Raw genomic sequence first — 26,022 nt, 5'->3', positions numbered from 1 at the left:
TAGTTTCACTTCTTTGAGTGAACCTGTTCTTTGGTTGAAACAGTTATTCGATTGAGCGTATTCATTGATTGAAAGGGCTCTTTTATCGACTAGTGCTAACAAGCATAGAGCGATGAAATACAAGAGCGTGCTATGTTTGCTGTAAAGCGACACGTCTATTCTTGTATTACCTAAGATGTCGCTATCAATAGTGAGCATTATTGCGAGCAACATATAAGAATTTCAAAATACTTTTGTTAACAAGTATTGTATACATAATTCACTCCATCTAATCCCCAAAACGAGACTTGAACATAAAATGAGCATTAATCACCTCCTTATTGTGCTGGGTAAGCGACTTAATGAGAATAAATTGACTGATGAAGGAATCAGTCGAGTTGATGCTTTGGTTGAGTATCTGGCGGAGCCTTTGGTAGAAGAGTCGAATCAGCAAACCGCGGTAGCATTTTGTGGCGGGGTAACAAAAGGGCAAATACTGTCTGAAGCCGATGCGATGCACCAATATTTTAGGAAGCTTGAAAATAAGCGTGAACATCCGCTTTCCTTGGGGGCGATTTTACTCGAGCAGCATTCGACCAATACTGTCGAGAACATACAGAATTTGGCCTCAGAGATGATTAAAAGCGGGCTGTTTACTCGCGGGCAGAGTGTGCAGGTGACATTCGTTTCTAATGACTACCACTTACAACGTATATTCGAGATTCAATCGCTCATGGACGAGCAAGGTTTGCTTAAAGTTCTCATCGAGAAGTGTTCCGCACTTGGGGTGGAGCTGCAAATAGATCGCAGGTTGGATGCACATGTTGCGGTGCCATACCCACATCAAAGTGCTCAAGGGCAATTGTTTCTGTTGATGGACGTACTGACGACCTACCGAGTTTATCTTGAAGGTGTCTGTGCGGGCGCGTTTAAGCGAGATTTGGATTCAGTAAGGCGAGAGCCAGAAAGACAGTCTTTGGAAGCACTGATAACTGCCAAGGAGCTCGTCGGACGTTCATCTGACTTTGACATTGTGGAGAGTTTACTCCCTGTATTGGAGCGCTGTATCCAGCAGACTTCAGTGGGTACCGATATAAAAAAAGTCAGGGAATACCTAGCTCTACTAGATACTAACCTGACTTTATTGAATCGTTATTTAGATCCGGAATCGGATCACACACATCGCTGGTGTCGATAGGTGATTATTTCTTTCTAGTGATGCCAATAACGGTCTTTAAGCTCGCAAAGGCAATCAGACAGTAAGCTAGAAGCTCAGTGCCTTCTTCAGCGATGTTTTTAACCGCTCGAACGTAATCATCGCCCATAACATTGTGCCAGAAGCTGCCCATGCCAAATAGGCGAGAGAACACCAAAAGAAGCATCACGCCAGTTACTAGCAAGTTCATGTGTGGGGATGCGAGAATAAGCGCAAGTTGATCAATGGTTCGTTTACCATTTTTAATCGCATAGAAGATTGCGCTACCAGCAACTAATAGGGCAGGGACAACCCAAGCGCCATGTACAATCTTGTCGAACCAAAAGTCCATTTCACGAATAAACATCACACCGAAAAATGCACTGATGAGCATAGCTGCATGCTTAACTTCACGCTTCTCTCTCGCTAGATAAGCAAAAGATCCAGACGCGATAATAAGCAGTAACTGTTGCAGCATCTCAGTCACCGAAACCTCACCAACATTGCCATTCAACAATACGAAATCAATTCGAAGCGCAAGATTTGCGACAATACCAATCGCTAAAACAACGAGAGCGGTTTGGCAGCGTTTGTAGATCACTTGAGATGTCGACTGAGAAAGGGTGAACTCAGGCAGTTCAAATGACATTTGAGTTTGTTCTTTCGTTTTTGATTGGCTTTTCATAATAATTCTATGTGTAAAATTTTGTAACGGGCGGGCATTCTATCGGTCTAGGTTAGGCTAATGTCAGAGCTATGTTAGAAATAAAACAGTGTTCAATTGGGGTGTGTGTACGGTAAACCGCTGCCTTATGGCAGACAGTTTACGTAACATAATTGAATTTTTAGGGGGAGGGTTTTAAAGCTTTGAGATTGGAAACTTGCAATAGAAGTGATTACTTTTCAGTTTCTTGCTCATGGTTATTGCGGTAGTACTCCCACTGTTCAATGCGCTCGCCGTCATCGAATACACAGTAAGTTGTACGCTGATTGTTTTCAGTAACCGTGTCTAATTCACCGTCCTGTTGAACACAATAAACCGCTGCTGGGTTAGCGACTGAAACACGTTGGCCTTCGCTATATTCTGCATAGTCGTTTGCACAACCGCCTAATACAACGGCACATACAGCCATCAAACCAATTTTCTTCATGTCTATCTCCTACGTGATAACTCTATAATCGAATGCGTTAAGTTCTACAGAACCAAATGAGAAGCTCTATGAAATTAGTATATTTTAGATTTCAGAAAAGGTTGTCCTAATTTAGTCAAGATATTGAAATAGGTTGATATTTCTTCATGTTTAACAATTTTTTGAGTGTTAGATCAAGCTAAGTGGATTCAAGTTACCGTTGGAATATCCCCGTCCGATCAGTTCTTGTTAGCGGTTGTGAACCTCGAATCTATTGATGATTATGATATGATGCCGCCAAATTCAGTAGAGCAGTCAGAATCATGAGACACCTAAAAACAACCATCCACCCTGATATCGACCATCTAGACAATAAAACGGTCTATAAGCGCAACGCTGCCCGTGCCATTGTATTAGATGGTGAAGACATTCTGATGCTGTATACAGAGCGTTATCACGACTACACCATTCCTGGTGGTGGTTTGGATGAAGGGGAAGATGTGATCGCAGGTATGGTTCGTGAACTCGAAGAAGAGACTGGCGCAAAGAATATCCATAGCATCAAGCCGTTCGGTATTTTTGAAGAGTTTCGTCCTTGGTACAAAGACGATGCAGATATGATGCACATGATTTCTTACTGCTACTCATGCAAGATTGATCGTGAGCTTGGCGAAACGGCTTACGAAGATTATGAAGTGAAAAACGGGATGAAGCCGGTGTGGATGAATATCCATGAAGCGATCGCTCATAACGAAAAGACCATGGCAGAGAGCCCTAAGAAGGGCATGAGTATTGAACGTGAAACCTTTTTGCTGCATTTGATTGCCAAAGAGATGCTTTAGCCGTTATCAACAGCCCCAGGCCTGCTAAGCTATTTATTTGCCGCCACTTTTGGCGGCAAAGTTGTTTCTAGCAATGCTAAAATTTAATAGCGGAAACTAATTATCGAATATGGTTGATATTGTCAACTAAGTATTTTTGATGTATCTTTACCTCAGCGATGAACCTATCTAGCTTAACTGCCCGGTTATATCGCTAAATCTCGCTGTGAGCCTGCCCTAAACAAAGAATACTATGAATAAAAGACAGTTTATTGCCCATTATCTGCGCATGAATCGCACATCGTACTTATTGGCGATTGTGTTCATCTTTCTCGTCAACTGGTTACAAGTAGAGATCCCTCGCTATATCCAATTGGCGATAGATTTGATTGATGATGCCTCTTCAACTGGCCATCAACAACTTCAAACCTATGTTTGGATTGTAGTCGGGATGTCGGTTGCCATGGTGGTGGTGAGAATTTTATCTCGTATTTATGCGCTTAACCCGGGGCGAATTACAGAGGCTGCACTCAAAAGTACCCTTTTACAAAAGCTGAATCGCTTACCGAGCAGCTTTCACGAACGCTTTGCTTCGGGTCGACTGATCTCGATTATCAACAATGACCTTAGTGGCATTCGACTGCTGTTTGGTGTCGGCTTCTTGCAGTTCTTCAATGCGTTGCTTGCATTGTCGCTGACGCCTCTTTACATGTGGCGCATATCGCCAGAACTCACACTGTATTCGATTATTCCTATCTCAATCGCTTTTGTGATTTTCCGTGTGGGCTTCAAGCGTATGAAAACGCTGCATTTAGAGCACATGAAGCGTCTACAAAACCTGTCTGCTCAACTAATGAGTTACCTGTCTGGGATTGACTTGATTAAGAGCCAGCAGATGTCACCTTGGGTGAAAGCCGAAACTGAAAAGCTGAACCAGTTATTGCTTGAATGCCGCCTTAAAATTACACGCATTCAAGTCTTCTTTATGCCGGTACTCGACTACGCCAATGACCTGATGAAAATCATCATTCTTGGGCTTGGTGGCTACATGTTAATGAGACAGGAACTCACACTTGGTGAGATTACCGCCTTTCTGACTTACTCAGTTTTGCTCGCTATGCCATTGATGCAACTTGGCAGAATTGCGACCATTTATCAGCGTGGCATGGTGGGCATTCAAAGTGCACAAACCATTCTTAATGCCAAAGTCCCAGAGCTTGATGAAGATAAGCTGACTGAGTTAGATGTTGAATCGCTGAAGGGAAAAACGTTTTCTGTTCGCAACCTCAGCTTCAGCTATTCAGGTGAAGAACGCGTGATTCTCGATGACATCAGCTTTGATATTCCAGCAGGTAAGAAAGTGGGTGTGCTAGGTGGAATCGGAGCGGGTAAAACAACGTTAGTGAACTGCTTAAATCATCACTTGGATGTACCAGAAGGTTCTGTTTTCCTTGGTGAAAGAGATGTCACTAGCTTCTCACGCAGTGACTTGCGCCGTTACGTGAAAACTGTGACTCAGGACCCTTACCTGTTTTCAGCAACCGTCGAAGACAATATCCGCTTTGGTAGCCTAGATACCGATTTGGCAAAGAGTCAGGTTGATGAAGTGTTAGAGCTCAGCCAGTTGGCCAGTGATGTGACGCGTTTTGAACACGGCGATCAAACCTTGGTCGGTGAGAAAGGTATCATGCTGTCAGGTGGTCAGAAGCAGCGCTTAAGTATTGCGCGTGCTTTATTACAACCCACCGATCTGATCATCATGGATAACGTTCTATCGGCTGTCGACTATGAAACAGAACGTAAGATCTTGGAAGGCCTGTTTAAGCGTTTAGAAAATCAATCGGTTCTTGTGGTTTCACACCGCGTTAATGCCCTTGAATATATGGATGAAGTCATCGTGTTGAATGAAGGGAAAGTGATCGCGAAGGGCGACCACGCCACGTTATTGAAAACCTGTGATTACTATTACGATACATGGCAGCTACAGCAGAATGAAACGGAGGCAGCAGCATGTTAAAAGGTGTTGATCTCAAGTACCTCAAGCACTTTTTTAAGTTTGCTAAGAAATACAAAGGCTCTGCGATTCTTGGCATCGCTATGCTTCCTCTTTCTGTCATCACGAGCTTGTTGTTCCCTTGGCTGATCATTCAAGTGATCGATGTTCACCTGAGTCACGGGGATATGGATGGACTGCTCGAATACGTCTTCTATCTCGTTGCTGTGCTGGTGGCGAGCTATGTGGTGGATACCACCTATTCGTACAACCTGCGTAAAACCGGGCAATACACGATAACTGACATGCGCTCAGTATTGTTTGCTCGCGTACTCAAACTGCCGCGCAGCTATTTTGATAACACACCGATTGGGGTAACGCTCTCACGATTAACCAGTGACTTGGAAACCATCGGCGAGACGTTTGTTCAGTCGGTTGTAGGGCTAGTTAAAGACAGCATCAATACCATTGCTCTGTTGGTGATGATGTTCTTCATTGATTGGCAGTTAACGATGATTGTATTGATCATTATGCCACCAGTGATGTATTTGACGGTGTATGTGAGAAACCGACTTCGTGCTCTCTATAAGGTGACTCGTTCTTCGCTGGCTCGCGGTATTGGCTTTTTACAAGAAGTCTTATTTGGCATGAAAACCGTTCAGATGTACCGAGCGGAAGAGCAAGTCGAGCAACGCTACCAAGGTTATACCGATGAGTTTTTAAGAGCGCAGAAGAAGATCAATAAATACGATGCGATTTTGTTCTCGTTTATCTCTGGCATCACCTCTATCACCATCGCGATTATGATCTGGTATGGCTCTGAGCAAGTGATAGAAGGGGCGCTCACCTTGGGTGTGCTGATTGCGTTCATCAACACATTAGAGAAAGTGTTTGTTCCGATCCGTGACTTTACTTCGCAGATCGCTTCGATTCAGAGTTCATTTGCAGCGTTTGACCATATTGAAGAGTTGTTTGTTGAGCCGACTGAAGAGGAAGGGCGCAACCTGCTGCCATCTAACAAGGTTGAGAAACAGCTTGAACAGTTTGTGAGCCTAGAGTTTAAGAACGTGAGCTTCCGTTACAAAGACGACTCTCCATATGTTCTAAAGAATGTCTCGTTTGTATTGGAGAAAGGGCATCAAATCGCGCTTGTGGGTTCGACGGGTTCGGGCAAGTCGACGATTCTGCGTCTGATCTCTAAAACATACCAAGATTATGAAGGCAGCATTTTGTTGAATGGAATAGAGCTGTCACAGATCTCAAGCGAAGACTCTGCTCATTTGTTCTCAATGATGATGCAAGACGTGCACTTATTTGAAGAGACCATCCAATTCAATATCGCGCTGGGTAAAACGTATCTATCTAGACCTGAGGTTGAACAGGCTGCGCGCTATGTTTATGCCGATAAGTTTATTGAACAATTGCCACAAGGTTATGACTTCCACTTGGAAAAGAACGGATCCAACTTGTCTGTAGGGCAAACGCAGCTTATCTCGTTCGCTAGAGCGGTTGCACAGGGTGGTCAATTGATGATGCTTGATGAAGCGACCAGTTCGGTAGATTCAATCACCGAAGACCTGATTCAAAAAGCAATGCAGCGCCTTTTCAAGGAAAAAACTGTGATTGCGATTGCACACCGTTTGAGTACCGTTCGTCACTCAGATACGATTTTGGTGTTGGAAAAGGGTGAAATTGTTGAGCAAGGTAATCATCAACAGCTGTTGGCACACAATGGTATTTATGCTGGCTTGTTACAAGAATCGATTGTAGAAACGGGCGATTCTCAAGCTACGGTAGCCTGATTACCTCAAATCAGGCTGTTGCTTTCGATAAGATGAATTGGTCTTGTCTATGCTTCATCAGTTTCTATTGTTTTCCAATATTCCCAATAGGTTAGGGAAATTAAACATATTTTTCGATTATTAATATGTTATGATCTCCCTACTACTAAAGGGGTGTCTACGGGCATCGGGATGTATGCAAGCAAAAAGAACCGGCTTGTGTCAGTCACTTTCTGGCGAATATGGAATCGAAAATGTTGTTGGAAGAAGTTGTAGAAATTATCGAATTAACCGACTCAGACCATTTATCTCAAGCAATGGAACTGTTTAACGAGCATGGTTTTGTTGATGCTGAGTCTTTACCTTTTATGAATGTTGTTTTTGAAACAGCACCAGATCAACTTGCGAAGAAGCTGTCGCAGATTGGTTTTAAAGGTTTAGTGCAAGTCGAAAAGAATGAAGGTGCATCAGGCTTCACCATTATTGATGCTGATCGTGTTCTGCTAAAAGATTCTGCTTAGTCGAAAGGCTCTGCTTAGCTGCAAGATTCTTCTTAATAACAAGAATAAGGTTAAGCTTAGTGAAAAGACTCTATCCAGTTCAGTAACACCCGTTATGATTATTTGAGGTTAACACAGTGACAACAGCAACCGTTTCATCAACAGAACAACACATTTCCAACGAACATGCGCTATTAGGTGCATCGTTATTAGCGTCTCAAAAAGTTGAGTTGGCTCTGTTCAGTGTGATCTCTAAATTAGCTAAAGCCCTATCAAAAGAGCAGCAACAGTCATTAGGTTTGGATTTGGATACCTTTTTAAGGGAGAAGCCAAGTGAACAAGCCTCGACTCTGAGCCGCTACGAAAATACGTTTGGCGAGCAACTTCCTTTGAAGGCTAATGAACTTAACGATTTTATTTATCATCGAAACTTGGTCACTCGTGGGTTTTGGCGTGTGACTGGCGCTGATGTTAAAGGCGGTGAGAAGCTTGCTAACCCAGAGCTTTATTTAAAAGAGTTTTTGGCCAAGTGTGAATACTGGCAAGTGATGCTTGATACTCAAACTAAGTAATCAAATTGAAATAAGAAAGCCATAGCGAACATGCTATGGCTTTTTTGTTTGTGCAAACCGTCTTGAATTCTTTGAATCTAGAGCATCATCTTCAATACATAGTTCCTAGAGACAAAGTGATGTTTAAGTGCGGCACTGATATGCAGCACAATTAAACAGGCTAGGGCAATACAACTGGCACGATGTAAATAGAAAAAGAAGCCGTTGATTGCAGAGTCGGTAATTAGATTATTTACGCTCACTAACCAAAATAAAGAGTACGGTTCTTTTAGCATTAAGTAGCCGGTGCTGAAAACCATAAACATCACAAGATACATCAAGGAATGTGCAAGCTTGGCAACGCATTTTTGCCCTTCAGGCACAGAAGTTGGCATGCTTGGCGATGAGCGAAAGTGGCTCCAGATATAACGAACCACAAGCAATGGTGTCGCAACGGTCGCCAATGACATGTTGAGCACTGACAGAAAAGAAAACAGCTCTGGATGACTGGTGACATAGTGCATCACATACCCTGCGATTGTTGCATAGATGATTACAGAAGCCATTACCCAGTGCAGTACACGGCTTACTAAATCGTATCGTGGATTATTCAAGTTAACCTCGTTCTGATCGTTATTAATATAAGATTCATCTCGATGCAATAAATCAATTCTCGGTATATTCGCATCGCGAATTAATTATATAGAACAGTATTACGCGGTATTTTTATAATTTAGAAATTAATGATGTTGCTTCAGGTGTTTTATAATTATCAATGATGTTTTAGAGTGTTAATTCCAATATGGACATAGCAAACTTGTCGACTTCCTAGCTTGTATGCCTATTACGAGATACAGTTAGTCTAAAGATAAATATATAAGGAATGTATAATGCTTCGAATCTTATTGATTGCAGTTATCTCGGTGTTCAGCACGATGAGTTTTGCAAGCGAAGAGGTTAAGTACTCGGAACAAGAGTATTTGGATAGACCGCTGATGGAACGCTATATCTTGGATGAGTTGAAGCAGCTTCGAATGGAACAGCAGGATCTTGAAAGACGCCTGACCATTCAGATGACTGACCGGGAACTGACTGTGGCAGACAAGTCTCTGAATTACGCCAATGTAACCGTAACCTACTTCTTCTACATTATTGCCGGTGTTGCCTCCCTAATTGCACTGGTGGGTTGGCAATCGCTCAAAGAGTTGAAACACACCACCAAAGAGATGGCAGATCGACGACTCAACGACATTGCCCAAGACTATGAGAAGAAGTTTAACCTTCTTGAAAGGGATCTTAAGCGCAAGACTCGAATCATCTCAGAGAACAACCGAGAAATCGAAATCATCAATGAGATTCACAACTTGTGGTTGAGGGCTCAGAATGTTCAAACTGCCGAGCAAAAAATTGAAATCTACGATGAGATCTTAAAAGTCCGCCCGGGTGATTTGGAAGCACTAACTTACAAAGCTGATGCCGCAATGGACATGCAGGAATACCACTGGGCGATGAGCTTATGTAATCGCGTGTTAGAAGTGGACGATCAAAACGCTCACGCCTTGTACCAACGTGCTTGTGCTTACGCAAAGTTAGGTGCTGAAGGCCAAGCGATCGATGACTTAGAGCGCTCTATCGAAGCCAGTGGTTCAATGCGAGAGCTATTGGCTGATGAACCTGACTTTGAGATGCTGCGAGGCTTAGAACGCTTCGAAGCACTTCGTGAAGAGTAATATGAAGTAAAGATCCGTGTTAACTAAGGTGGTGGGCTTTGCATGCTCACCATACTTTCACACCTATCGCACTACGGTTTCTTACATTTCATTTATTTTTTTGATCTAATTGTTATGTTATAACACTTTCTAAGTTCCTCGTTATAACCGCTAAGTATTTTATGAAGTTCCTCCGTATTGGTCTGATCGTTATTGCGATCAGCGCATTTTCCCTTGCTGCTTTGCTCTCTTTCCACTCCGAACCAGCACCAGAAATCTCTATCAAAATAACACCTTATCAAGGTTCTCAACCTAGTGATGAGGCAGCTATCGACTCGCAAGCGACTCCCAACTCTTTGGTTAAGGTCCATTATTTTGTGAAAGTTGGCGATACGCTAAGCAACATCTTTTCGTCATGGCAACTGCCTTATGGAACCGTTCAAAAGGTGATGGAAGCGGATCTGGAGTCTTTGAAACTCGACACAATAAAACCTGGTGACCATCTAGAGTTGCTTTTGGATAGTGACTCAAAACAGCTTGTGGAGCTGATTTATCACGAGAGTCTGGTTGAGCAAGCTGCCTTTACTCGAAACGATGATGGTAGCTTCACCTATAAATTCCACGAGATCCCAGGCGAATGGAAAGAAAACCTCTATGCGGGTAGTGTCCACGGTAGCTTTTCAACATCGGCATACAAAGCAGGGCTGACGACAGCTCAGATAGCCAATATTACTCGCACGTTGAAAGATAAAGTTAACTTCGCTCGTGAGTTGAGAGCCGGTGACAGCTTTAATGTATTGGTCAAAGAGCAGTACACGGATGATCACCTAACGGGCAAAACAGAAATTCAAGGTATCTCAATTCAATTAAGAAACCGAGAAGTCGCAGCTTTTCTCGCACCAGATGGTCTTTTTTATGACAGAGAAGGAAATAGTTTAGAGCAAGCCTTTGATAGATACCCAGTCGACAGAAAATTCCGAAGAATCACTTCTTCGTTCAATCCGACACGAAGACACCCAGTAACTGGGCGAATCTCACCGCACAATGGTACCGACTTTGCGACACCTGTAGGTTCACCTATCTACTCAACTGGTGATGGTCGTGTGGTGGCACTTCGTGACCACCCGTATGCTGGTAAATATTTGGTTATTGAACACAACAGCGTATATACGACCCGTTATCTTCACTTGAGCCGCTTCTTAGTTAAGAAAGGTCAGCAAATTAAGCGAGGTCAGAAAATTGCGCTATCGGGTGCTACTGGTCGTATTACTGGCCCGCACTTGCACTTTGAGGTATTGGTTCGTGGTCGCGCCGTCGATGCAATGAAGGCGAACTTACCAATGGCAAGCTCAATTATGCCTAAAGATAGAAAAGAGTTTTTGGCTCGAATTGCCTCTTTTGATGCCATGATTTCTGAGCCAGCAGATCGTGCGAGTTAGAGATATTCAAGCCTAAATTGGCCAACGAATATAATCACACCCCTTAGCTAGCGATTTAGCTAAGGGGCGTTTTTCTAGGTAATCACACGATTTAACGAGTGATTCAGTTAAGCAACCACCACCGCCGTGCCACTAGCAGACACCATTAACATGCCATTACCTGTGCCAAGCACTTCGTAATCAATATCTACGCCTACCACTGCGTTTGCACCCGCTTCAATCGCTTTCTGTTCTAACTCTTTGAACGCGTAGTTACGTGCTTTTTCCAGTTCTTTCTCGTAGGTGCCAGAGCGACCACCCACAAAGTCACGAATTCCTGAAAACATATCTTTGAAAACGTTCACCCCTAGAATAGCTTCTCCGGCAATAACCCCTTTGTAATCGACAATGCGCTTGCCTTCGACTGATTGTGTGGTGGTAATAATCATAATGGCCTCTTGTAAGCTTGCTGAGCTGTCACTCGCTTATTGATTGATAGTTTGGTCTTGCTCTTGAATGTCATCGTTAAGTGCTGTCTCTGAGCGTGTGAATTCATGTCTTAACCATGTTCTCAGTTTTAGCACACTTTCTTGTTTTAATTTGTTTTTCGGGCAAACAAAGTAAAAATCTTGGTGCGGGTTAGCAACCGGGTTACCCAGTTCGACAAGCATCCCATGGCTGATGTCATCTTTTACAAACAAGCGATGCGTTACTAATACGCCTAATGAACGAATTGCAGCTTGCACCGCTTGAATGGAGACATCGAATGTCAGATTGCTATGGAATGTGGGCATTGGGATTTGGTAATTGTCGCACCACACTTGCCAGTCGTGTTGTCGCCTGGGGTTAAAAACGCCAATGGTCGGGTTTTGTTTGACGAGTTGCTCGACGCTCAATCCGGTCTGGTTTTTTAATAGAGTAGGGCTGCACACCAAGACCAGATCATCGTCGCCCAGTTTCTCGCTGTAATATTGCTCCCACTCGTTGGGTTTGCCATGTACAAGCGCAACATCAACCCCTTCCTGTTCAATATCGAAAGGGCCAGTCAGCGTCGAAATACGGATATCAAGTGAGGGAGCGAACGCTTGGAAGTCGGGAACTCGTGGGATCCACCAGTGCATCGCGAGCGAATTGACCATGTTGAGGGTAATGCGGTGATCGTTAGGCGTTCTGGCAAGCTCTTCGGTCGCCTCTATCACTTGCTCAAGCGCGGGCGCGACTTTTCGATAATATCGCTTACCGGCGGCATTAAGAACAACACGACGACCGACTCGTTGAAACAGAGGCTTGTTGACCAGTTGTTCTAACGACTTGATCGCTTGGCTTACCGCAGAGTGACTGACGTACAGCACCCGAGCGGCGTCGGTCATGCTGCCAGTCTCAGCGACAGCAATGAAAGCGTAAACGGATTTAAGCGGAACGAGTTTTTTCATTGGTAAGTTTTCCTTACAGTTATGGTTAATATTACTCGCTATTTTTCATTACGTCACGCCTCTAAAATAGATGTCATAGGAGGTGATAATTATGTCTGATATTACCAAGGCGACGACTTTCATGTTGTTGTCGACGTTCAGTTTGTCATTAAGCGGCTTGATGGCCAAGTATCTATCTGAAGTGATGCCCACTTCGTTACTCAGTTTCGTGCGTTTTTTGTTACCCAGTCTGTTCTTATTTCTTTTTCTGACCTTTTACAAAATCAGCAAGCCGACACGAGAAATGTGGAAACCTTTGGTGATGCGGGCGATCTTTATGGTGGCGTGTCAGTGGTGTTTCCTTACTTCACTGCAAACCTTAACGCTTGTTGAAGGGGTCGTGTTGTTCAGTACTGGTCCTCTGTTTATTCCATTGTTAGAAAAGTTAATATTTAGAACCAAGATTCATACAACGACGATCGTGTGTTTAGCTGTCACCTTTGTTGGCGTAGTGATGATGGCAGGGGATTGGTCGCAGTTTGAGTTGGGTTCGGAGTTCTTTAGACCTGCGCTTCTGTTTGGGCTTCTCGCGGGGGTATTTAATTCTGGCTCGCAAGTGAGCTTGTACCGAGCGTCTAAAACCAGCCTGACTCCGGCAGAGCTTAACGCGTGGACCTTTTTAGTTGCGGCAATTATTGTGATACCAATGGTGGTGTTTACTTCTGTTTCTGCGGTGCCTGATGTACTTGAAAGTGCAGAGAAAGGCTTCGTGTCGGCGTTGCTGTCTTTTGATGATTTACGCTGGATTGCTCTCGGAGCACTTGGTCTTGCATTGTTTACTATAAATACCCAAATCTTCCGTTCTAAGGCGTATAAGCTGGCAGACAGCGGTTCCCAGTTGGCACCACTGATTTTTACTAACATGCTGTTTAGCGCACTTTGGCAGGGCTTGTTCTTTGATGATGTGTTTTCTACTCAGCAGATGATTGGTATTAACCTGATTGTCGTGGCGAGCATCACTAACACGCTACTAGCGAAAAGACACAGCAAGACGAAAGCCAACCAGAAACCGCACACCACAGTGGCTGTAGCGACTGTAGTGGACGTTGCGGTATTGGACTCGGCAGCTAAAAGCTAACCATTGATCTATGGCTTATCCTCTGAATGGTTAGCTTAAAACTTAAAACTTAAGACTTAAAACAATGAGCGTATGTACTCTTTTACTCGGTCGATGTGTTCGTGCGGATCAATCTCGCAGCGTTGGTTCATTTCTAGAAATCGCTCAGCGTATTTGTCGTAGATTTTGTTTTCCAAAAACAGCAAATACAACTTGGGATCGATATGACCGCTGGTCGCCATGTTGGTCATGATGTTGAGTGATTCGCTTAAGAGTTTGCCTTTCTTATAAGGGCGATCACTAGAGGTCAGCGCTTCAAAGACATCAGCAATTGCCATTGCTCTGGATGGCAGAGGCAATTGGTCTTCGCTTAAGCCTCTTGGGTAGCCCTTGCCGTCGATACGCTCGTGATGACCGCTGGCAATATCCGGAATGTTTTGAAGGTAAGGCGGGTAAGGCAGCTTATTGAGCATGGTGAAGGTTTGGATAATATGATCGTTGATCATGAAACGTTCTTCATCGTTTAACGTACCACGGCGTACTTTCAAATTGTGCAGCTCACCTTGGTTGTATTTAACTTCTCCGGGCTTAAGTACAAACGATTCTTGCCATACATCGGCAGGGTTAAAGCCATTGTCCCAAGGTATTTTATGCTCCGGTTTGTCAGCAAGCAGAGGCTCCATGACTGGCAAACCCTTTTCCTGACTTGTTGGTTCCGTTCTCTCTTTCTCAACCCCATCCTTTGGAGTGTTGAACCTCTCTTTTTCAGACCAAGATAGCCCCAATTGATCATCCAGTGTGCGTTTCCATTGGCGTTTGGCTATTTGATCTAAGCGTTCTAGCTGCTCTTCCGTCATAGATTCGCCACCAAGGTTACACTCCGCAACAAAGGCAAACTCCTCATCCAGTTCAGACAGGCTTTGTTCGAGTATTTTGAGTTGTTCTTCTTGTAGCGCACCGTTCGCTATGGCTTTCCAGTAATCGGTTTCCGCTTGCTGTTTCAACAACTCAAAACGCATTCGCACTTCGTGGATTCGGTCGTAAATGGTTTCCAGTTTTGTTGCCTTGTCTACCACATATTCAGGCGTGGTCACCTTGCCGCAGTCATGAAGCCAAGCGGCGAGCATCAACTCTTCCCACTGTTTACTGTCCAATGAGAATTGCGGGTAATAGCGGTCATCATCAATGGTTGCTTGAGTTAGCCATTTGGTGAGCTCAGGCACTCGTTGGCAATGCCCGCCCGTGTATGGTGACTTGGTATCAATCGCCGAAGCAATGAGCTCGATAAAGGCATTAAGCATGTCTTTTTGTTGCTGCATTTGGTCGATGTTGTCTTTCGCTATTTCCGCAAAGCTGAGCAGCTCTCGTAAAAAGGCGTGCTTATCGGCTTGCATCTTGGTGATAGGTCTTTCATAGCCAATTGCCACAATCCCTACCAACAACTTCTCTCTGTTTAACAGTGGAAACAGGTACAGGTCTGAATTGAAGATCGAATCCTGATAATAGTTGAGAACATTGTCTTCTCGGTTTAAATGGATCGTCTCACCAGATTTAAGCTGACACAGCAACCAAGGCGTGTGTTTGATGAAGTCATTGATATCGGCTTTAAAAGGCAGAATGGCAAGGTTGGCCGCCGTATCAAACACGTCTTTCTCTTTGGACTGAGTGAAAAGGACAATGGTTTCTGCTTTGGTGATTAAATAGCTTTGATGCGCAATGTTCTTAGCTAAGATCGAAAACTCCTGATTCCCGGCCGTGTCTCGAAGTAGGGTAATCAGATCATGTAGCGTGTGTTCCATCAGCTCAATTGAATGGGCGAGGTTAGCCACTTCTTGAATCATGCTTTTGGGATAGTGAGTACGCCTGAAGTCGAACCGAGCGATGTTGTCGGTGAGTTGCATCAGCGTATTGAGTGGCTGAGACAAGCGATTAGCAACAAACCATACGATAGCGAAGCAGATGAACAGCATCCCAATCGCGACCGCAACTTGCTTGTCTCGCATCGAGATAAGATCAGCAAGCAGTTCATTGTGTGGCGTCGCTTCTGCCAAATATAAGGTGACGTTTTGAGTCAGTTGAACGGGCGTTAGCGTTAGTGCCCAAGTGTTTAAGTTGTACTCAACGTTTTTTAGATTGAGGTTAAACTTCTCTTCATCAGAGATAAGCGGCGCGATGACGGACGCTTTCAATGCTTCCATCTGTTCACGTTTGGGCACATTAAAGAAGCTTTGATCTTGCTCACTGCCAGAGAGTTTTCCTGTCGTTTGCTCAGTTTTACTTGTGTCATCAGACTTGGGTATTGATAGCTCAAGTTGATGCTGACCGAGAAGATTAAAATGTTGATCGAACAAGGCGAGTCGGGTTTGCGGAGAATAAGCCAATTCACTGATCTGAGAAGAGAGGGAACTCAACGTAAAGTCGGCACCAACCACATGCTTGCCATCGGCAGAACGCCTAGAGAGTGTAATGCCATTGGTTTGCAGGAAATAGAACAGATAGGGCTCAGAGAGTTGTATTGAGCCGTCAGGCTTTGCGTTACGAAACCAAGGACGAGTGGTGGGGTTGAACTTACTCTCTGCTTGTCTAGTACTGATCACTTGATGTGCGCCATCAAGGAAGGAAATAAAGTTTTCACCGTCTAGATTGGTGCTGCTGACCATCATGGTCGCTTTAGCGGGGGCGTTGTTTTCAGCTCGCTGTTTATTGGTGCTTAATGGACGAAAGATTCTAAAGTCACCATCTTCAGAACCATAAAATAGAGCGACCAAATTGGTGTTTTGCTTGAAGATGATATCGACCGAAGCCAGCCAAGAGTCTTTTTCGACAGCGGAAGTTTGATGAGCAACAAACGGGCTCACCGCCATCACGTTTAAAGTTGTGATGACAGGGGCAATCGCTTGTTTAAATACTGATTCCAGCTTGTCGCGATGCTCATTACTGATCTCGCGCACTGTACCTAACAGCAACTCTTGAGAGTGCCGATAACTTATCGAAATCAATACCGCACCGACAAGTGTTGTCAAAATTAGGAAAAGGCTAGTGATGTGGATACTCAGCGGATATCGTCTTCTTCTCATCTAACACTCCAGTTTGTAGACTGGTTTAAGTATTGACGAACTTGGGTAGGTTGCAAAAAATTGGCGCAATTACCGAGTGTGTACGGTTCGACTTAGATAAGACCAAGCGTTGGCTGGTTCGGTTAGCGACGTATTCTTGTGTTGTGTAAATGAACCAGTAATAAACCTTTATGTTTGGGTGCTAATTGTCACTTTCAGCTGATAAACTGGTCGAATTGTTGCCATTAGGCACTCATTTTCTGAAGCATTCTTTTCCTGAAAGAGATTCAGGGTTACTTTCTGAAAAACGTATTTTGACCGAGCGAAGAGGGCATTGATTCATGGAACTCAAAGTAGATACTCACACCCACACATACGCAAGTGGTCATGCTTACAGCACATTGATCGAAAATGCTAAGTCGGCAAAACAAAATGGTTTAGCCATGTTTTGTACCACTGACCATTCAGAATCAATGCCGGGCGCTCCACACTATTGGTTCTTCAGTAACCAACGTGTACTTCCTCGTTTTATCGAAGAGGTTGCCATCATCCGTGGTGTTGAGTCGAACATCATGAACACGCAAGGTGAAATCGATATTCATCCGAGCGTTGATAAGAACCTAGATTGGGTGATTGCCAGCTTCCACGAGCCCGTTTTTCGTCCATCGGATGTCGCTACCCATACAGAGGCTCTCATGAATGTGATTAAGGGCGGTCGAATTGATGCGCTTGGTCACTTAGGCAATCCTAATTTTGATTTCGATTTTGAAGCTGTTATTCAATGTGCGGTTGAGAACAACGTGGCGATTGAGATCAACACCACCACACTCAAAGGCAATAGCCGAGTTGGCAGTGTTGACCGCTGCTATGAGATTGCAAGAATAGCGAAAGCGAAGGGTGCATTTATTACAACAGGCAGCGATGCGCATTTCTGTTTAGATGTCGGTGGCTTAGACTTAGTCGCAGCATTGTTAGATGAAGTGGGTGTCGATTCGAGTAAAGTGATTACCCATTCGCCAAAGCAGTTCCTAGCCTTTTTAGCCTTGCGCGGTCGTAATGACATCCCAGAATATTCAGGTCTTGTTTAAGAGAATGTCGGCGGGTTTGCATTTCGACACAATCAATTTTTGTGCCTGACAGATTTTTGTATACACTAGCCGAAAATAATAAAGTCGAAGTGCCACAGTAATGATGGCTCTAACTTCAAAGACACCGCTTCACTTGGAGAAACAATGAAAACTCGCTCAATCCTTTTATCTGGCTTAATCGCTGCTTCAGTATTGTCTGGCAACGCATTTGCTAATGTAGACCTTAAGAAAAACATGCAAGAAATGAAGCTTGCGTTTAAACAAGCGGCAGAAGCTCAAAGCATTGAAGAGATGCAAAAGCCTATCGTTCGTTTAGATACGCTAGTGGCAGAGCTGAAAACGGGTGTTTACCCAGTCGAGAAAGAAGACAACTTCATGGAAGGCTTCAAAAAGATCAGTGCATCACTGGATAGCATTGAGCAGAAGCTAGACCAAGGTGACTTAGCGTCGGCACAGCAAGAACTTCGTACTATTGACGGCCTTCGTGAAGAGTACCATGAGAAGCGTAACCCAAGCATCTGGACCAAGATTTTCGGTTAATTCGTTAATCATGAACGTTTGCTAGATAGGTAACAAAGAGCAAACCTCAAGACTCGATTTCTAAAACGCCGCCTTACATTACCCTCTTTCGAGGAAGGTGTAAGGCGGCGTTTTTATTGTCTCTTTTATTGAAAGCCTGCTGCAAAGAGTTGAGTAATACTTTCTTAGCTTTAGTGTTGTAACCAGTATTTAACGAAAAAGAGTGTGCGTTAGCTTCAATTTTTTAACTTGCTGTTAATCTTTACGTTTACCTAGATTCCAAGTCCCTCATAATAAGGGAAATTTATAAAGATTTGGAATAATGCGCCGAACCTCGTTCAACTTCTCCATGTTACTTGCAACAGCATTAAGCTGGGCGCTAGTGACATTAATGCCTGTTATCAATGCTCATGGTAATAGTGCGGGAGTATGGGCGTCGTTATGTACGGTTAATGGCTTTGAATTGGTTCAAATCGAAGAAGGTGAACCTAATACTCACAAAGGAAAGCCGTGTCCGTTTAGCCATTTTTCCACGTTTCACCAAGATGAACTTCCCACTACACTACTGACAACTCGACTGAGTTCTATTGTCTCAGACAGCTACGCTTTTTTGGCTCTAAGCGAACGCTACACGAGGCAAGCCCCACGCGGCCCTCCCTTTGTTATTTCTTAAACCTAACCCATTAAAATAATTAAAAAATAAAGTATTAAGTAAAGTTAAACATGCTCAGATTACTTTCTGATTTTTCAGAAGGTGCGTTTGCGTGTGTCAAAGGAAATTATAATGTTGAGAAATGAATCTCAAACCCCTGCGAAAGCACAAGCAACTTCGCAGTCTAAAAGCAGTGCAACAACCGGTTCGAAAACCAGTATAAAAAGCAAAGACCGCAATAAAACGCTCTACTTCCTCACATGGCGCTGGCACTTCTATGCTGGGCTATTCGTCATCCCGTTTATGTTGATGCTGAGCATTACAGGCTTGGTGATGCTGTTTGATGATGAAATCGAATTGACGTTCCACCACGAAGCCATCGAGATTGTTGCATCGGGCGAGCCGATTAAAGTGTCACAACAGTTAGTTGCAGTACAACTTCAATACCCACAAGGCTCGGTTACCCAGTTTGTTCCGAGCAAAGCGCCTGATCTGGCTAACCGCTTTTCGGTAGCACTTGTAGACGGCACATCGGTCTTCGCCACGGTAAATCAATATACGGGCGAAGTGGTCGGAGAGATTCCGCGCAGCGACAGCTTGTACCAACTCGCGAATGACATTCACGGCACTTTGTTGATTGGTGATTGGGGGAATTATCTAATTGAAGTCGCAATCAGCTTGTCTATTCTGTTGCTCGTCAGTGGCATTTACTTATGGCTACCGAGAGACAACGCAAGCCGAGCTGGTTTTCTCAAGCTGAGAGTGTCATCCGGGCCACGTGTTCTCATGCGTGATCTGCATGCGAACATCGGTGGTACCTTATCGCTTATTCTGTTGTTGTTTATTCTATCTGGATTGGCATGGACAGGTTTTTGGGGCGGTAAGCTTGTTCAAGCATGGAGCACTTTCCCTGCTCAAATGTGGGACGATATTCCATTATCAGATAAGACGCATGCTTCCCTCAACCATGGTTCAGAAGAAGAGCTCCCTTGGAACTTGGAGCAAACACCACTGCCTTTGTCTCAAGATAAGCCAGCAGAACACGTTCATCATGTGGCAGAGGCGACTGAACCTCATGATCACTCTAAGATGGGTGAAGATCACTCTCAACATATGTTGTCAGCAAGCAATTTCGACATTGATGACGTAATTGCAAAAGCATACTCACTTGGCTTTACGCAATACAAGGTCAATTTCCCGCGTTCAGAAACGGGTGTTTACACGGTCACAGCCAATACCATGGGTGGCGATATCATCGATCCAACGCAGGATCGTACCACGCACCTCGACCAATATTCTGGTCGTATTCTTGGTGAGGTAACATGGCAAGATTATAACTTCATTGCCAAGACGTTAGCGGTTGGTATTTCATTGCATCAAGGTGACATCAGCATCCTCAATAAGCTTCTAAATGCCTTGTTTTGCTTGGCGTTCATTGTTGTGTCCGTGACTGGCGGTGTGATGTGGTGGGTGCGCAGACCTTCAGGTCAAAGAAAGCTTGGTACGCCACCGAAGTTTGGTGATGCAGGGCTTTGGAAGGCAGGCTTGGTGACGGTCGTGGTTATTTCGGTAATGTTTCCACTGGCGGGCGCGACGATCGTGACAGCAATGCTATTGGATTGGTTACTATTTTCACGCGTTGAGAAATTCAAGACAGCATTGAGTTAATTGATACACAAACTGACCTTCTTTTTGAGGAGGTCAGTTTCATTATTCAGATGACATGCTCTGTTTATGTAAGAAGACGTTAGACTTGATACAGCTCTATACTTGATAAAGCTCTAGATTTCATAAAGCTCTAACGGAAGCCCGTCAGGATCTGCAAAAAAGGTAAATGCTTTACCTGTAAATTCATCAATTCGGATCGGTTCGACTTCGATTCCTTGTCCTTCCAAATAGCTTTTGACGTGTTGAACGTCATCCACACAAAAGGCTAAATGTCTCAGCCCTTGAGCTTCAGGGAAGCTCGGCCTTTCTGGTGCGTTAGGGAAGCTGAATAGTTCGATCTGAGCACCATTAGGTAACGCTAAATCAAGTTTGTACGACTGGCGAGCCTCACGATAGTTTTCGGCAATTATCTCGAGTTTCAAAATCTCAGTGTAAAAGTGTTTCGACGCGTCGTAGTTTGAACAGATTATGGCCGCGTGGTGTATTCCTTTCAGCATCAGTTTATTTCTCCTGCCAGTTTGTCACCTAAGTGCTCCATGGCGTAATCAATGAATACACGCAGTCGAGCCGGCATGTACTTGGTTTGAGCAAACTGCATCGCAATCGCACCATGGTAATTACTCTTGATGGTCCAATCTTCCAACACCTGCACCACAGAGCCTTCAGCCAGCGCATCTTGAATCACGAAGTCGTGGAAAATACCGACGCCTAGACCTTCTTTCACACCTTTCAGACGCATCTGCGAGTGGTTAACTGCGTAACGCCCACTGACGGGCACGGTGTGAAATTCATCATCTTTAAGAAAGTCCCAAATGTGGTCTTTGTCTGTCTCTGCAAGGTACAAACAGTCGTGTTCAGACAGCTCGGTAGGGTGGTGAGGAATCCCTTTAGCGTCTAAATAACCAGGGCTTGCACACAACACGAGGTTTGTTTTTCCTAACTCTTTCAATACTAAGCTTTCGTCGGGCTTATCGGTCAGGCGGAAAGCAATGTCGATGCCTTGACGCAAAATATCGATGTCGCCATCAGCCGCTCTCAATTTAAGTTGGATTTCTGGATACTGATTTAAAAATGGGACTACGAAAGGCTGCAAGACCGAATTCAAGAATGCTTCAGGCGCCGCTACCGTTATAGAACCAGCTGGCTCTGTGTGGTCAGAGGTAGACAGTTCAACCGCTTGCTGCGCCGCATTGATCATGACCACGCTTTGATCGTATACCAATTGACCCGCTTGCGTGATGATAAGGGTACGAGTGGTTCGTTCAAACAGTTTCACCGACAGCGCTTTTTCCAAGCGAGTGATGAGCTTACTCAAGGCTGACGGTGTCACACCTAACTGTTTTGCTGCAGCCGTAAAACTACCTTCGTTAACCACTAAAATGAACGAGGCGAGATCCGGAAGTAGGGCAATGAGTTTTGGGTTTATCATAAGTATCCAGTTGGGCTAGTTTCAACGATGAACTTAATAGTAATTGTGAGCGATTTACTTTGATTTGTGAATCAATTTCATTAATTAACTGACGTGGTAAGGCGATGTTGAAGGCTTCATTTATTAACGAGCTTAAGTGAACTACACTGATAAAAAAGCTAGGTAAGTGACCGATGAATAAAGAGAATTTTTCAGAAGAGTTAAAAAGGCTCCGCGAAGCAACCTCAATTTCTCAAGAAGAGTTTGCAGAGTTACTTTCCCATTCTCATCGAGCATTTTCCGGTGTTAATCAGGTGATGGTGAGTCAGTGGGAAAGGGCAAAGACACTGCCCAGTTTTGTTCGTCGCCTCGGTATCGCGAGCTTCTTTCAGGTGGAGTATGACTTTTCAATGGAAGAGATGGTTCAAGTCAAAGCTGCAACCAAGAATATGGAACGTCCGTTTAGTGCCGAGATTGGTTACGACTATGAGGTCACCAGCGTAGAGTCACACAACATGGGTTCGCTTCCAGCGAAAAGGCTTAAGTCGATTCAAGGGATGCATCTTAAAACTTATGGCAAAGACTTTATCGAGGTTGCTCAGTATCTCGGCGTGAGAAAAGAAGATATGCAGGTGCTTTGCTTCTTGTTTGAAGGCGTCATTATTGGGCATGTAGTTTACGACGGCCTCAGCAAAATGCTTTGCAGTGTTGGTGCGGTCAGCGTCGTGATCCGACGTAAGATCTTCGATTACATGGCGGATAATTTGGCAGGCACTGAATTTCGCTTTCCGACTCTTGACCCTGCAATGTCTCAGTTTCTTTATGATCTCTACTTAGAGCCGTACATGAGCAAACTTGGTATGCCATTTTTCAAGGCTGATATAAAGAAAGTGGTGAATAACCCGTTCTCTCAGAACATCCAAAACAAACACGATATTTACTTCAAATGCATTCGGTATCACGACCTAAAGCAGAAAAAGAAAAGCGTCGAGTTTGTCTTAAGTTAACGCTGCTTGAGTTCGCACTCTTACATGACAAGTCTAAGGTCAGTCAAAGGCAGTGGCTTTGAATATAGAAAGCCCTGATAGTTGTCAAAACCTAGCTGGTGGACAAGCTGATGTGTATCTGTATCTTCAACACCTTCTGCCACGGTTTCAATTCCAGACTCTTTGCAGTACGCCAACGTGCGCTTTACCAAGTCCGAACGTGCTGGTTCTGCGCTATTCACAATTGATTTATCAAACTTCACTTCATCGACATTAAGGCTCATCACCTTATTCATATCTGAATGGCCAATACCAAAATCGTCGATTGAGATTTTAATGCCAAGAGATTGAAAGCGTTTAATCTGCTCACAAAGTTGGTCATCCAACTGATCGTTTTCGCTGAGTTCAAAAGTAAGCTGCTTTGCTTTGAACGACGTATTCCAAAGTAATTCACGAACCTTTTCTACGTTATCAGGGTTAGCCAACACCTTCTTGCTGATATTAACTGCCAAGTTCAAGTGAGATGAGAGAGATTTCACTTCTGTCAGTGACTGTTCAAGAACACTAAAGAAGATCTCTTCCTCATAACCCAATGCAAATGCACGATCAATAAACACGCCTGGAGAAAAAATCCCTTCTTCTGGAATATCTAAACGAAACAGCGCTTCAACACCAGTTACTTTCTCGATACTAGGTTCAACCTTTGGCTGATAAAAGCAGGTGTGCCAGTCGTTTTCGAAGGCTTCTTGAATGATGTGGTCTGATAGGTTCATGTGTTTGGCTTCTCTTCTCATCGTGTTTCATTTGTATAGCGGCGTTGCTGGTGCGGATTCTGAGAGAAGCGGGCATTCATCACTATATCGTTTTGAGATGAAAAATTGAGATTTGATATATGAATGGTCTAAATATTGATTTCATGAAACATCTAAAGTGCCAGCCATGTATTTGATAGCTTTGTTGTAAGATGTGATCTGTTTAAATATATGTGGTTGGACCTTTTTTTTTAATCTAAGGCTTTCCTACAAAATAGAGCATGTTACACTTGCCGCGTTATAGGAGAGTACTCGCGGTTATGAAAAGTTATAGTGATATATCAGCCTTGATAGTTGATGACTCGCCAGTCATTTTGTCAAGTATTCGAAGAATGCTAATTAGTCTAGGTCTAAATGATCAAAATATCTTTCATGCGAAGGATCCAAAAGCAGCTATTTGGCACTGTAAAAAGATTGGATTTGACTTAATCATATGTGATTATAATTTTTTTACTCGTTTAAATGGTAAACAAGTTTTTGAAGAATTACAGCACTATAGTTTAATAAAGCCTGAGAGTAGTTTCATTGTAATTACCGGAGAGTCACTATCAAAAATTGTACGTTCTATTATAGAACTAGCACCTGATGAGTACATCCTCAAGCCGTTTAACTCTTTATATTTCATAAACAAAATTAAAAAGTCATTAGCTAGAAAAGCTGCGTTATACCAATTATACAATGCGAAAAACAAAAAGCAGTACAAATTGGGATTAGAACTTTGTGATGAATTAGAGTTTACTTTCCCCCAATATCACTATTTGATTCAGAAATTCAGAGGAGAGTTTTACGCTCTCCTCAATATGTTTAATGAAGCAAAAGACCTTTATGACTCCATCATTGTCGAAAAAGATGTCGAGTGGGCAAATGCTGGCCTTGCTGACAGCTTAATTGAGCTTGGTGAGTTTGCCAGAGCTCAAGCCATAGTTGAAAAAATGTTAGATAAGGTTCCTAATTCGACTCAAGCCATGTCATTAAATGCCAAATATGATATTTATAACGGCGATATTCCTAATGCTATTAAGCAGTTTTCTATTATTTCTGAATTGACTCCCGGTAACCCAGAACGTGAACTTGTTATTGCTAACCTATGTGTGTCTCAAGGGGACTATAGGAATGCAGCGTCAAGATTTATGATGTATTACGAGTTAAATATTGACACATATAGAGATAATCTAGAGGCTAGATACAATTATATTCGTTGCGTATTATTTATTTATGATTTAACGCAAGTTGACATAAAAAATATTGAAGAGCAAGGTGTTTCAGAATTAGAACCTCAAAAATTAAAGATTGAAGCTTTAAACGAGTTTAGACAGATATCACTATTAAAGGAAAAAAAATACAACCGAAGTGATGAACTTCAAGATAAGGTTGTTAATTATGATATTGAACAAGAACTTTTGATGTGTCATTTTTCTATTGTTGAGGGGAAGCTAAGAGAAGCGATCTCTATATTAAAGCATATTTACTCGTGTAACTTAGTGGAAGGGTTTTACAATAAATATCACTTCTTATATCTCTTAAATTTACTTTCATTCAATAAAGAGTTTAAGGAGTATGTACACTCTATAAGAGCAGATATGAATGAAAGCCAATTGAGTCCCATGCTACTTAAATCTCAAGTAGAATTGATGAAGTCTTTGACAAGTAATCATGCGAATCAGACAGACGTGGTCAATGAGAAGCTTGAGAATGCGAATATATATCAAGGTTCTAATCAAATTGTCGGCGCATTAGATGAATTAGTGGATATACGTTCAAGGAATATTTACATTCGAGAAGTCAATATGCAACTTATCCAATTATTGTCTTCTGGTTGGCCTTCTAATTATTCAGCTCGTGATGTAAAATCTCTGTTGAAAAGTTGTTTTAAAGTATGTAAAGAGCTTTATAAACCAATAGAGCTAAAGCAACTTGGAATATTAGATAATATTGCTTTAGCTGAAAGTAGAGTTGCAAAATTCTCGTAAGTTGTGATAGTTACTTACGACGAGTACCGTCTACTTTGAAGTGGTTAGGAAGTTCGTTTAGTGGGATCGGCGCACCGGTAAAGTAGCCTTGGCACAGGTTAAAGCCTTGCTGACGTAAAATATGCCAAGTTGCACTGTTTTCTACACCTTCTACAACAGTATTCACACGGCTAGAGCATTTTAATTCCAGCGCTTAAAAGTACCGAGCGGTACTCATCATCAAGAGCCGCTATCTTCCTCTTTCTTACCATGCTGAT

At 43.3% G+C, this 26,022-nt stretch carries 25 protein-coding genes; 15 read left to right on the top strand and 10 right to left on the bottom strand.

What is annotated here, in order from left to right; all coding sequences use genetic code 11:
• Positions 1-298 precede the first annotated feature (298 nt).
• Positions 299-1,177 carry a YdcF family protein gene (locus AB4484_RS10470; RefSeq protein ID WP_372077959.1) on the top strand — a complete coding sequence of 293 codons (879 nt, stop codon included), beginning with the start codon at positions 299-301 and terminating at the stop codon, positions 1,175-1,177.
• Between the two features lie 4 nt (positions 1,178-1,181).
• Here AB4484_RS10470 and AB4484_RS10465 read toward each other — a convergent pair whose 3' ends face one another.
• Positions 1,182-1,859 carry a hypothetical protein gene (locus AB4484_RS10465; protein ID WP_048616924.1) on the bottom strand — a complete coding sequence of 226 codons (678 nt, stop codon included), beginning with the start codon at positions 1,857-1,859 and terminating at the stop codon, positions 1,182-1,184.
• Between the two features lie 211 nt (positions 1,860-2,070).
• A complete protein-coding gene (locus AB4484_RS10460) occupies positions 2,071-2,325 on the bottom strand; it encodes a DUF333 domain-containing protein (RefSeq protein WP_017079683.1) in 255 nt (84 codons plus the stop codon).
• Between the two features lie 302 nt (positions 2,326-2,627).
• On the opposite strand from AB4484_RS10460, the gene AB4484_RS10455 reads away from it, so the two are divergent.
• From AB4484_RS10455 to AB4484_RS10435, 5 genes are all read left to right on the top strand, one after another.
• Positions 2,628-3,146: an NUDIX hydrolase gene (locus tag AB4484_RS10455; RefSeq protein ID WP_017059522.1), complete on the top strand. Its 519-nt coding sequence runs from the start codon at positions 2,628-2,630 to the stop codon at positions 3,144-3,146.
• 232 nt (positions 3,147-3,378) lie between these two features.
• The gene (locus AB4484_RS10450) at positions 3,379-5,142 is read left to right on the top strand and encodes an ABC transporter ATP-binding protein (RefSeq protein WP_050649223.1); all 1,764 of its coding nucleotides are present in this window, start codon (positions 3,379-3,381) and stop codon (positions 5,140-5,142) included.
• Positions 5,136-6,920: an ABC transporter ATP-binding protein gene (locus AB4484_RS10445; protein ID WP_372077957.1), complete on the top strand. Its 1,785-nt coding sequence runs from the start codon at positions 5,136-5,138 to the stop codon at positions 6,918-6,920. Before AB4484_RS10450 ends, AB4484_RS10445 begins: the two co-directional genes overlap by 7 nt.
• Before the next feature lie 233 nt (positions 6,921-7,153).
• The gene (locus AB4484_RS10440) at positions 7,154-7,420 is read left to right on the top strand and encodes a hypothetical protein (protein WP_372077955.1); all 267 of its coding nucleotides are present in this window, start codon (positions 7,154-7,156) and stop codon (positions 7,418-7,420) included.
• Positions 7,421-7,536: 116 nt separating this feature from the next.
• On the top strand, positions 7,537-7,971 hold the full coding sequence (locus tag AB4484_RS10435; protein WP_048616918.1) for a hypothetical protein: 435 nt from the start codon (positions 7,537-7,539) through the stop codon (positions 7,969-7,971).
• A gap of 77 nt (positions 7,972-8,048) precedes the next feature.
• On the opposite strand, the gene AB4484_RS10430 is transcribed toward AB4484_RS10435, so the two are convergent.
• Positions 8,049-8,564, bottom strand: coding sequence for a cytochrome b (locus AB4484_RS10430; protein WP_082151303.1), 516 nt, complete (start codon positions 8,562-8,564; stop codon positions 8,049-8,051).
• 276 nt (positions 8,565-8,840) lie between these two features.
• Between AB4484_RS10430 and AB4484_RS10425 the strand changes: the two genes are divergently transcribed.
• A complete protein-coding gene (locus tag AB4484_RS10425; RefSeq protein WP_050621682.1) occupies positions 8,841-9,680 on the top strand; it encodes a tetratricopeptide repeat protein in 840 nt (279 codons plus the stop codon).
• 161 nt (positions 9,681-9,841) lie between these two features.
• Positions 9,842-11,098 carry a peptidoglycan DD-metalloendopeptidase family protein gene (locus AB4484_RS10420; RefSeq protein WP_372077952.1) on the top strand — a complete coding sequence of 419 codons (1,257 nt, stop codon included), beginning with the start codon at positions 9,842-9,844 and terminating at the stop codon, positions 11,096-11,098.
• Positions 11,099-11,205: 107 nt separating this feature from the next.
• On the opposite strand, the gene AB4484_RS10415 is transcribed toward AB4484_RS10420, so the two are convergent.
• Together AB4484_RS10415 and AB4484_RS10410 are read right to left on the bottom strand one after the other, a co-directional pair.
• Complete coding sequence (locus AB4484_RS10415) at positions 11,206-11,526, bottom strand: heavy metal-binding domain-containing protein (RefSeq protein WP_004730185.1); 321 nt, start codon at positions 11,524-11,526, stop codon at positions 11,206-11,208.
• 36 nt (positions 11,527-11,562) lie between these two features.
• The gene (locus AB4484_RS10410; RefSeq protein ID WP_372077950.1) at positions 11,563-12,510 is read right to left on the bottom strand and encodes a LysR substrate-binding domain-containing protein; all 948 of its coding nucleotides are present in this window, start codon (positions 12,508-12,510) and stop codon (positions 11,563-11,565) included.
• 91 nt (positions 12,511-12,601) lie between these two features.
• Between AB4484_RS10410 and AB4484_RS10405 the strand changes: the two genes are divergently transcribed.
• Positions 12,602-13,627, top strand: coding sequence for a DMT family transporter (locus tag AB4484_RS10405; RefSeq protein WP_372077948.1), 1,026 nt, complete (start codon positions 12,602-12,604; stop codon positions 13,625-13,627).
• A gap of 56 nt (positions 13,628-13,683) precedes the next feature.
• On the opposite strand, the gene AB4484_RS10400 is transcribed toward AB4484_RS10405, so the two are convergent.
• Positions 13,684-16,683: an HD domain-containing phosphohydrolase gene (locus AB4484_RS10400; RefSeq protein ID WP_372077946.1), complete on the bottom strand. Its 3,000-nt coding sequence runs from the start codon at positions 16,681-16,683 to the stop codon at positions 13,684-13,686.
• Positions 16,684-17,003: 320 nt separating this feature from the next.
• On the opposite strand from AB4484_RS10400, the gene AB4484_RS10395 reads away from it, so the two are divergent.
• From AB4484_RS10395 to AB4484_RS10380, 4 genes are all read left to right on the top strand, one after another.
• Positions 17,004-17,750, top strand: a complete 747-nt coding sequence (locus AB4484_RS10395) for a phosphatase (protein WP_372077944.1) — start codon at positions 17,004-17,006, stop codon at positions 17,748-17,750.
• A 144-nt stretch (positions 17,751-17,894) separates the two neighbouring features.
• Positions 17,895-18,290, top strand: a complete 396-nt coding sequence (locus AB4484_RS10390; RefSeq protein WP_372077942.1) for a cytochrome b562 — start codon at positions 17,895-17,897, stop codon at positions 18,288-18,290.
• A gap of 301 nt (positions 18,291-18,591) precedes the next feature.
• Entirely contained in the window at positions 18,592-18,942 is a 351-nt protein-coding gene (locus AB4484_RS10385; RefSeq protein ID WP_372077940.1) for a hypothetical protein, read from the top strand.
• Positions 18,943-19,053: 111 nt separating this feature from the next.
• Positions 19,054-20,589: a PepSY-associated TM helix domain-containing protein gene (locus tag AB4484_RS10380; protein WP_372077938.1), complete on the top strand. Its 1,536-nt coding sequence runs from the start codon at positions 19,054-19,056 to the stop codon at positions 20,587-20,589.
• Positions 20,590-20,702: 113 nt separating this feature from the next.
• On the opposite strand, the gene AB4484_RS10375 is transcribed toward AB4484_RS10380, so the two are convergent.
• On the bottom strand, positions 20,703-21,086 hold the full coding sequence (locus tag AB4484_RS10375) for a VOC family protein (RefSeq protein WP_372077936.1): 384 nt from the start codon (positions 21,084-21,086) through the stop codon (positions 20,703-20,705).
• The gene (locus AB4484_RS10370; RefSeq protein WP_050621673.1) at positions 21,086-22,018 is read right to left on the bottom strand and encodes a LysR family transcriptional regulator; all 933 of its coding nucleotides are present in this window, start codon (positions 22,016-22,018) and stop codon (positions 21,086-21,088) included. Before AB4484_RS10370 ends, AB4484_RS10375 begins: the two co-directional genes overlap by 1 nt.
• A gap of 173 nt (positions 22,019-22,191) precedes the next feature.
• On the opposite strand from AB4484_RS10370, the gene AB4484_RS10365 reads away from it, so the two are divergent.
• Complete coding sequence (locus AB4484_RS10365; RefSeq protein WP_372077934.1) at positions 22,192-23,004, top strand: helix-turn-helix transcriptional regulator; 813 nt, start codon at positions 22,192-22,194, stop codon at positions 23,002-23,004.
• 20 nt (positions 23,005-23,024) lie between these two features.
• On the opposite strand, the gene AB4484_RS10360 is transcribed toward AB4484_RS10365, so the two are convergent.
• Complete coding sequence (locus AB4484_RS10360) at positions 23,025-23,777, bottom strand: EAL domain-containing protein (RefSeq protein WP_372077932.1); 753 nt, start codon at positions 23,775-23,777, stop codon at positions 23,025-23,027.
• Positions 23,778-24,055: 278 nt separating this feature from the next.
• Here AB4484_RS10360 and AB4484_RS10355 point away from each other — a divergent pair, with 278 nt between their 5' ends.
• Complete coding sequence (locus AB4484_RS10355) at positions 24,056-25,765, top strand: response regulator (RefSeq protein ID WP_372077930.1); 1,710 nt, start codon at positions 24,056-24,058, stop codon at positions 25,763-25,765.
• Positions 25,766-25,775: 10 nt separating this feature from the next.
• Here the strand turns inward: AB4484_RS10355 and AB4484_RS10350 are convergent, their stop codons facing one another.
• A complete protein-coding gene (locus tag AB4484_RS10350; protein WP_372077927.1) occupies positions 25,776-25,931 on the bottom strand; it encodes a hypothetical protein in 156 nt (51 codons plus the stop codon).
• Positions 25,932-26,022: the final 91 nt, after the last annotated feature.

This window comes from Vibrio sp. 10N.261.46.A3, assembly GCF_041472995.1.
GTDB lineage: Bacteria > Pseudomonadota > Gammaproteobacteria > Enterobacterales > Vibrionaceae > Vibrio > Vibrio coralliirubri.
This window is presented reverse-complemented; position numbering and strand designations above follow the sequence as displayed.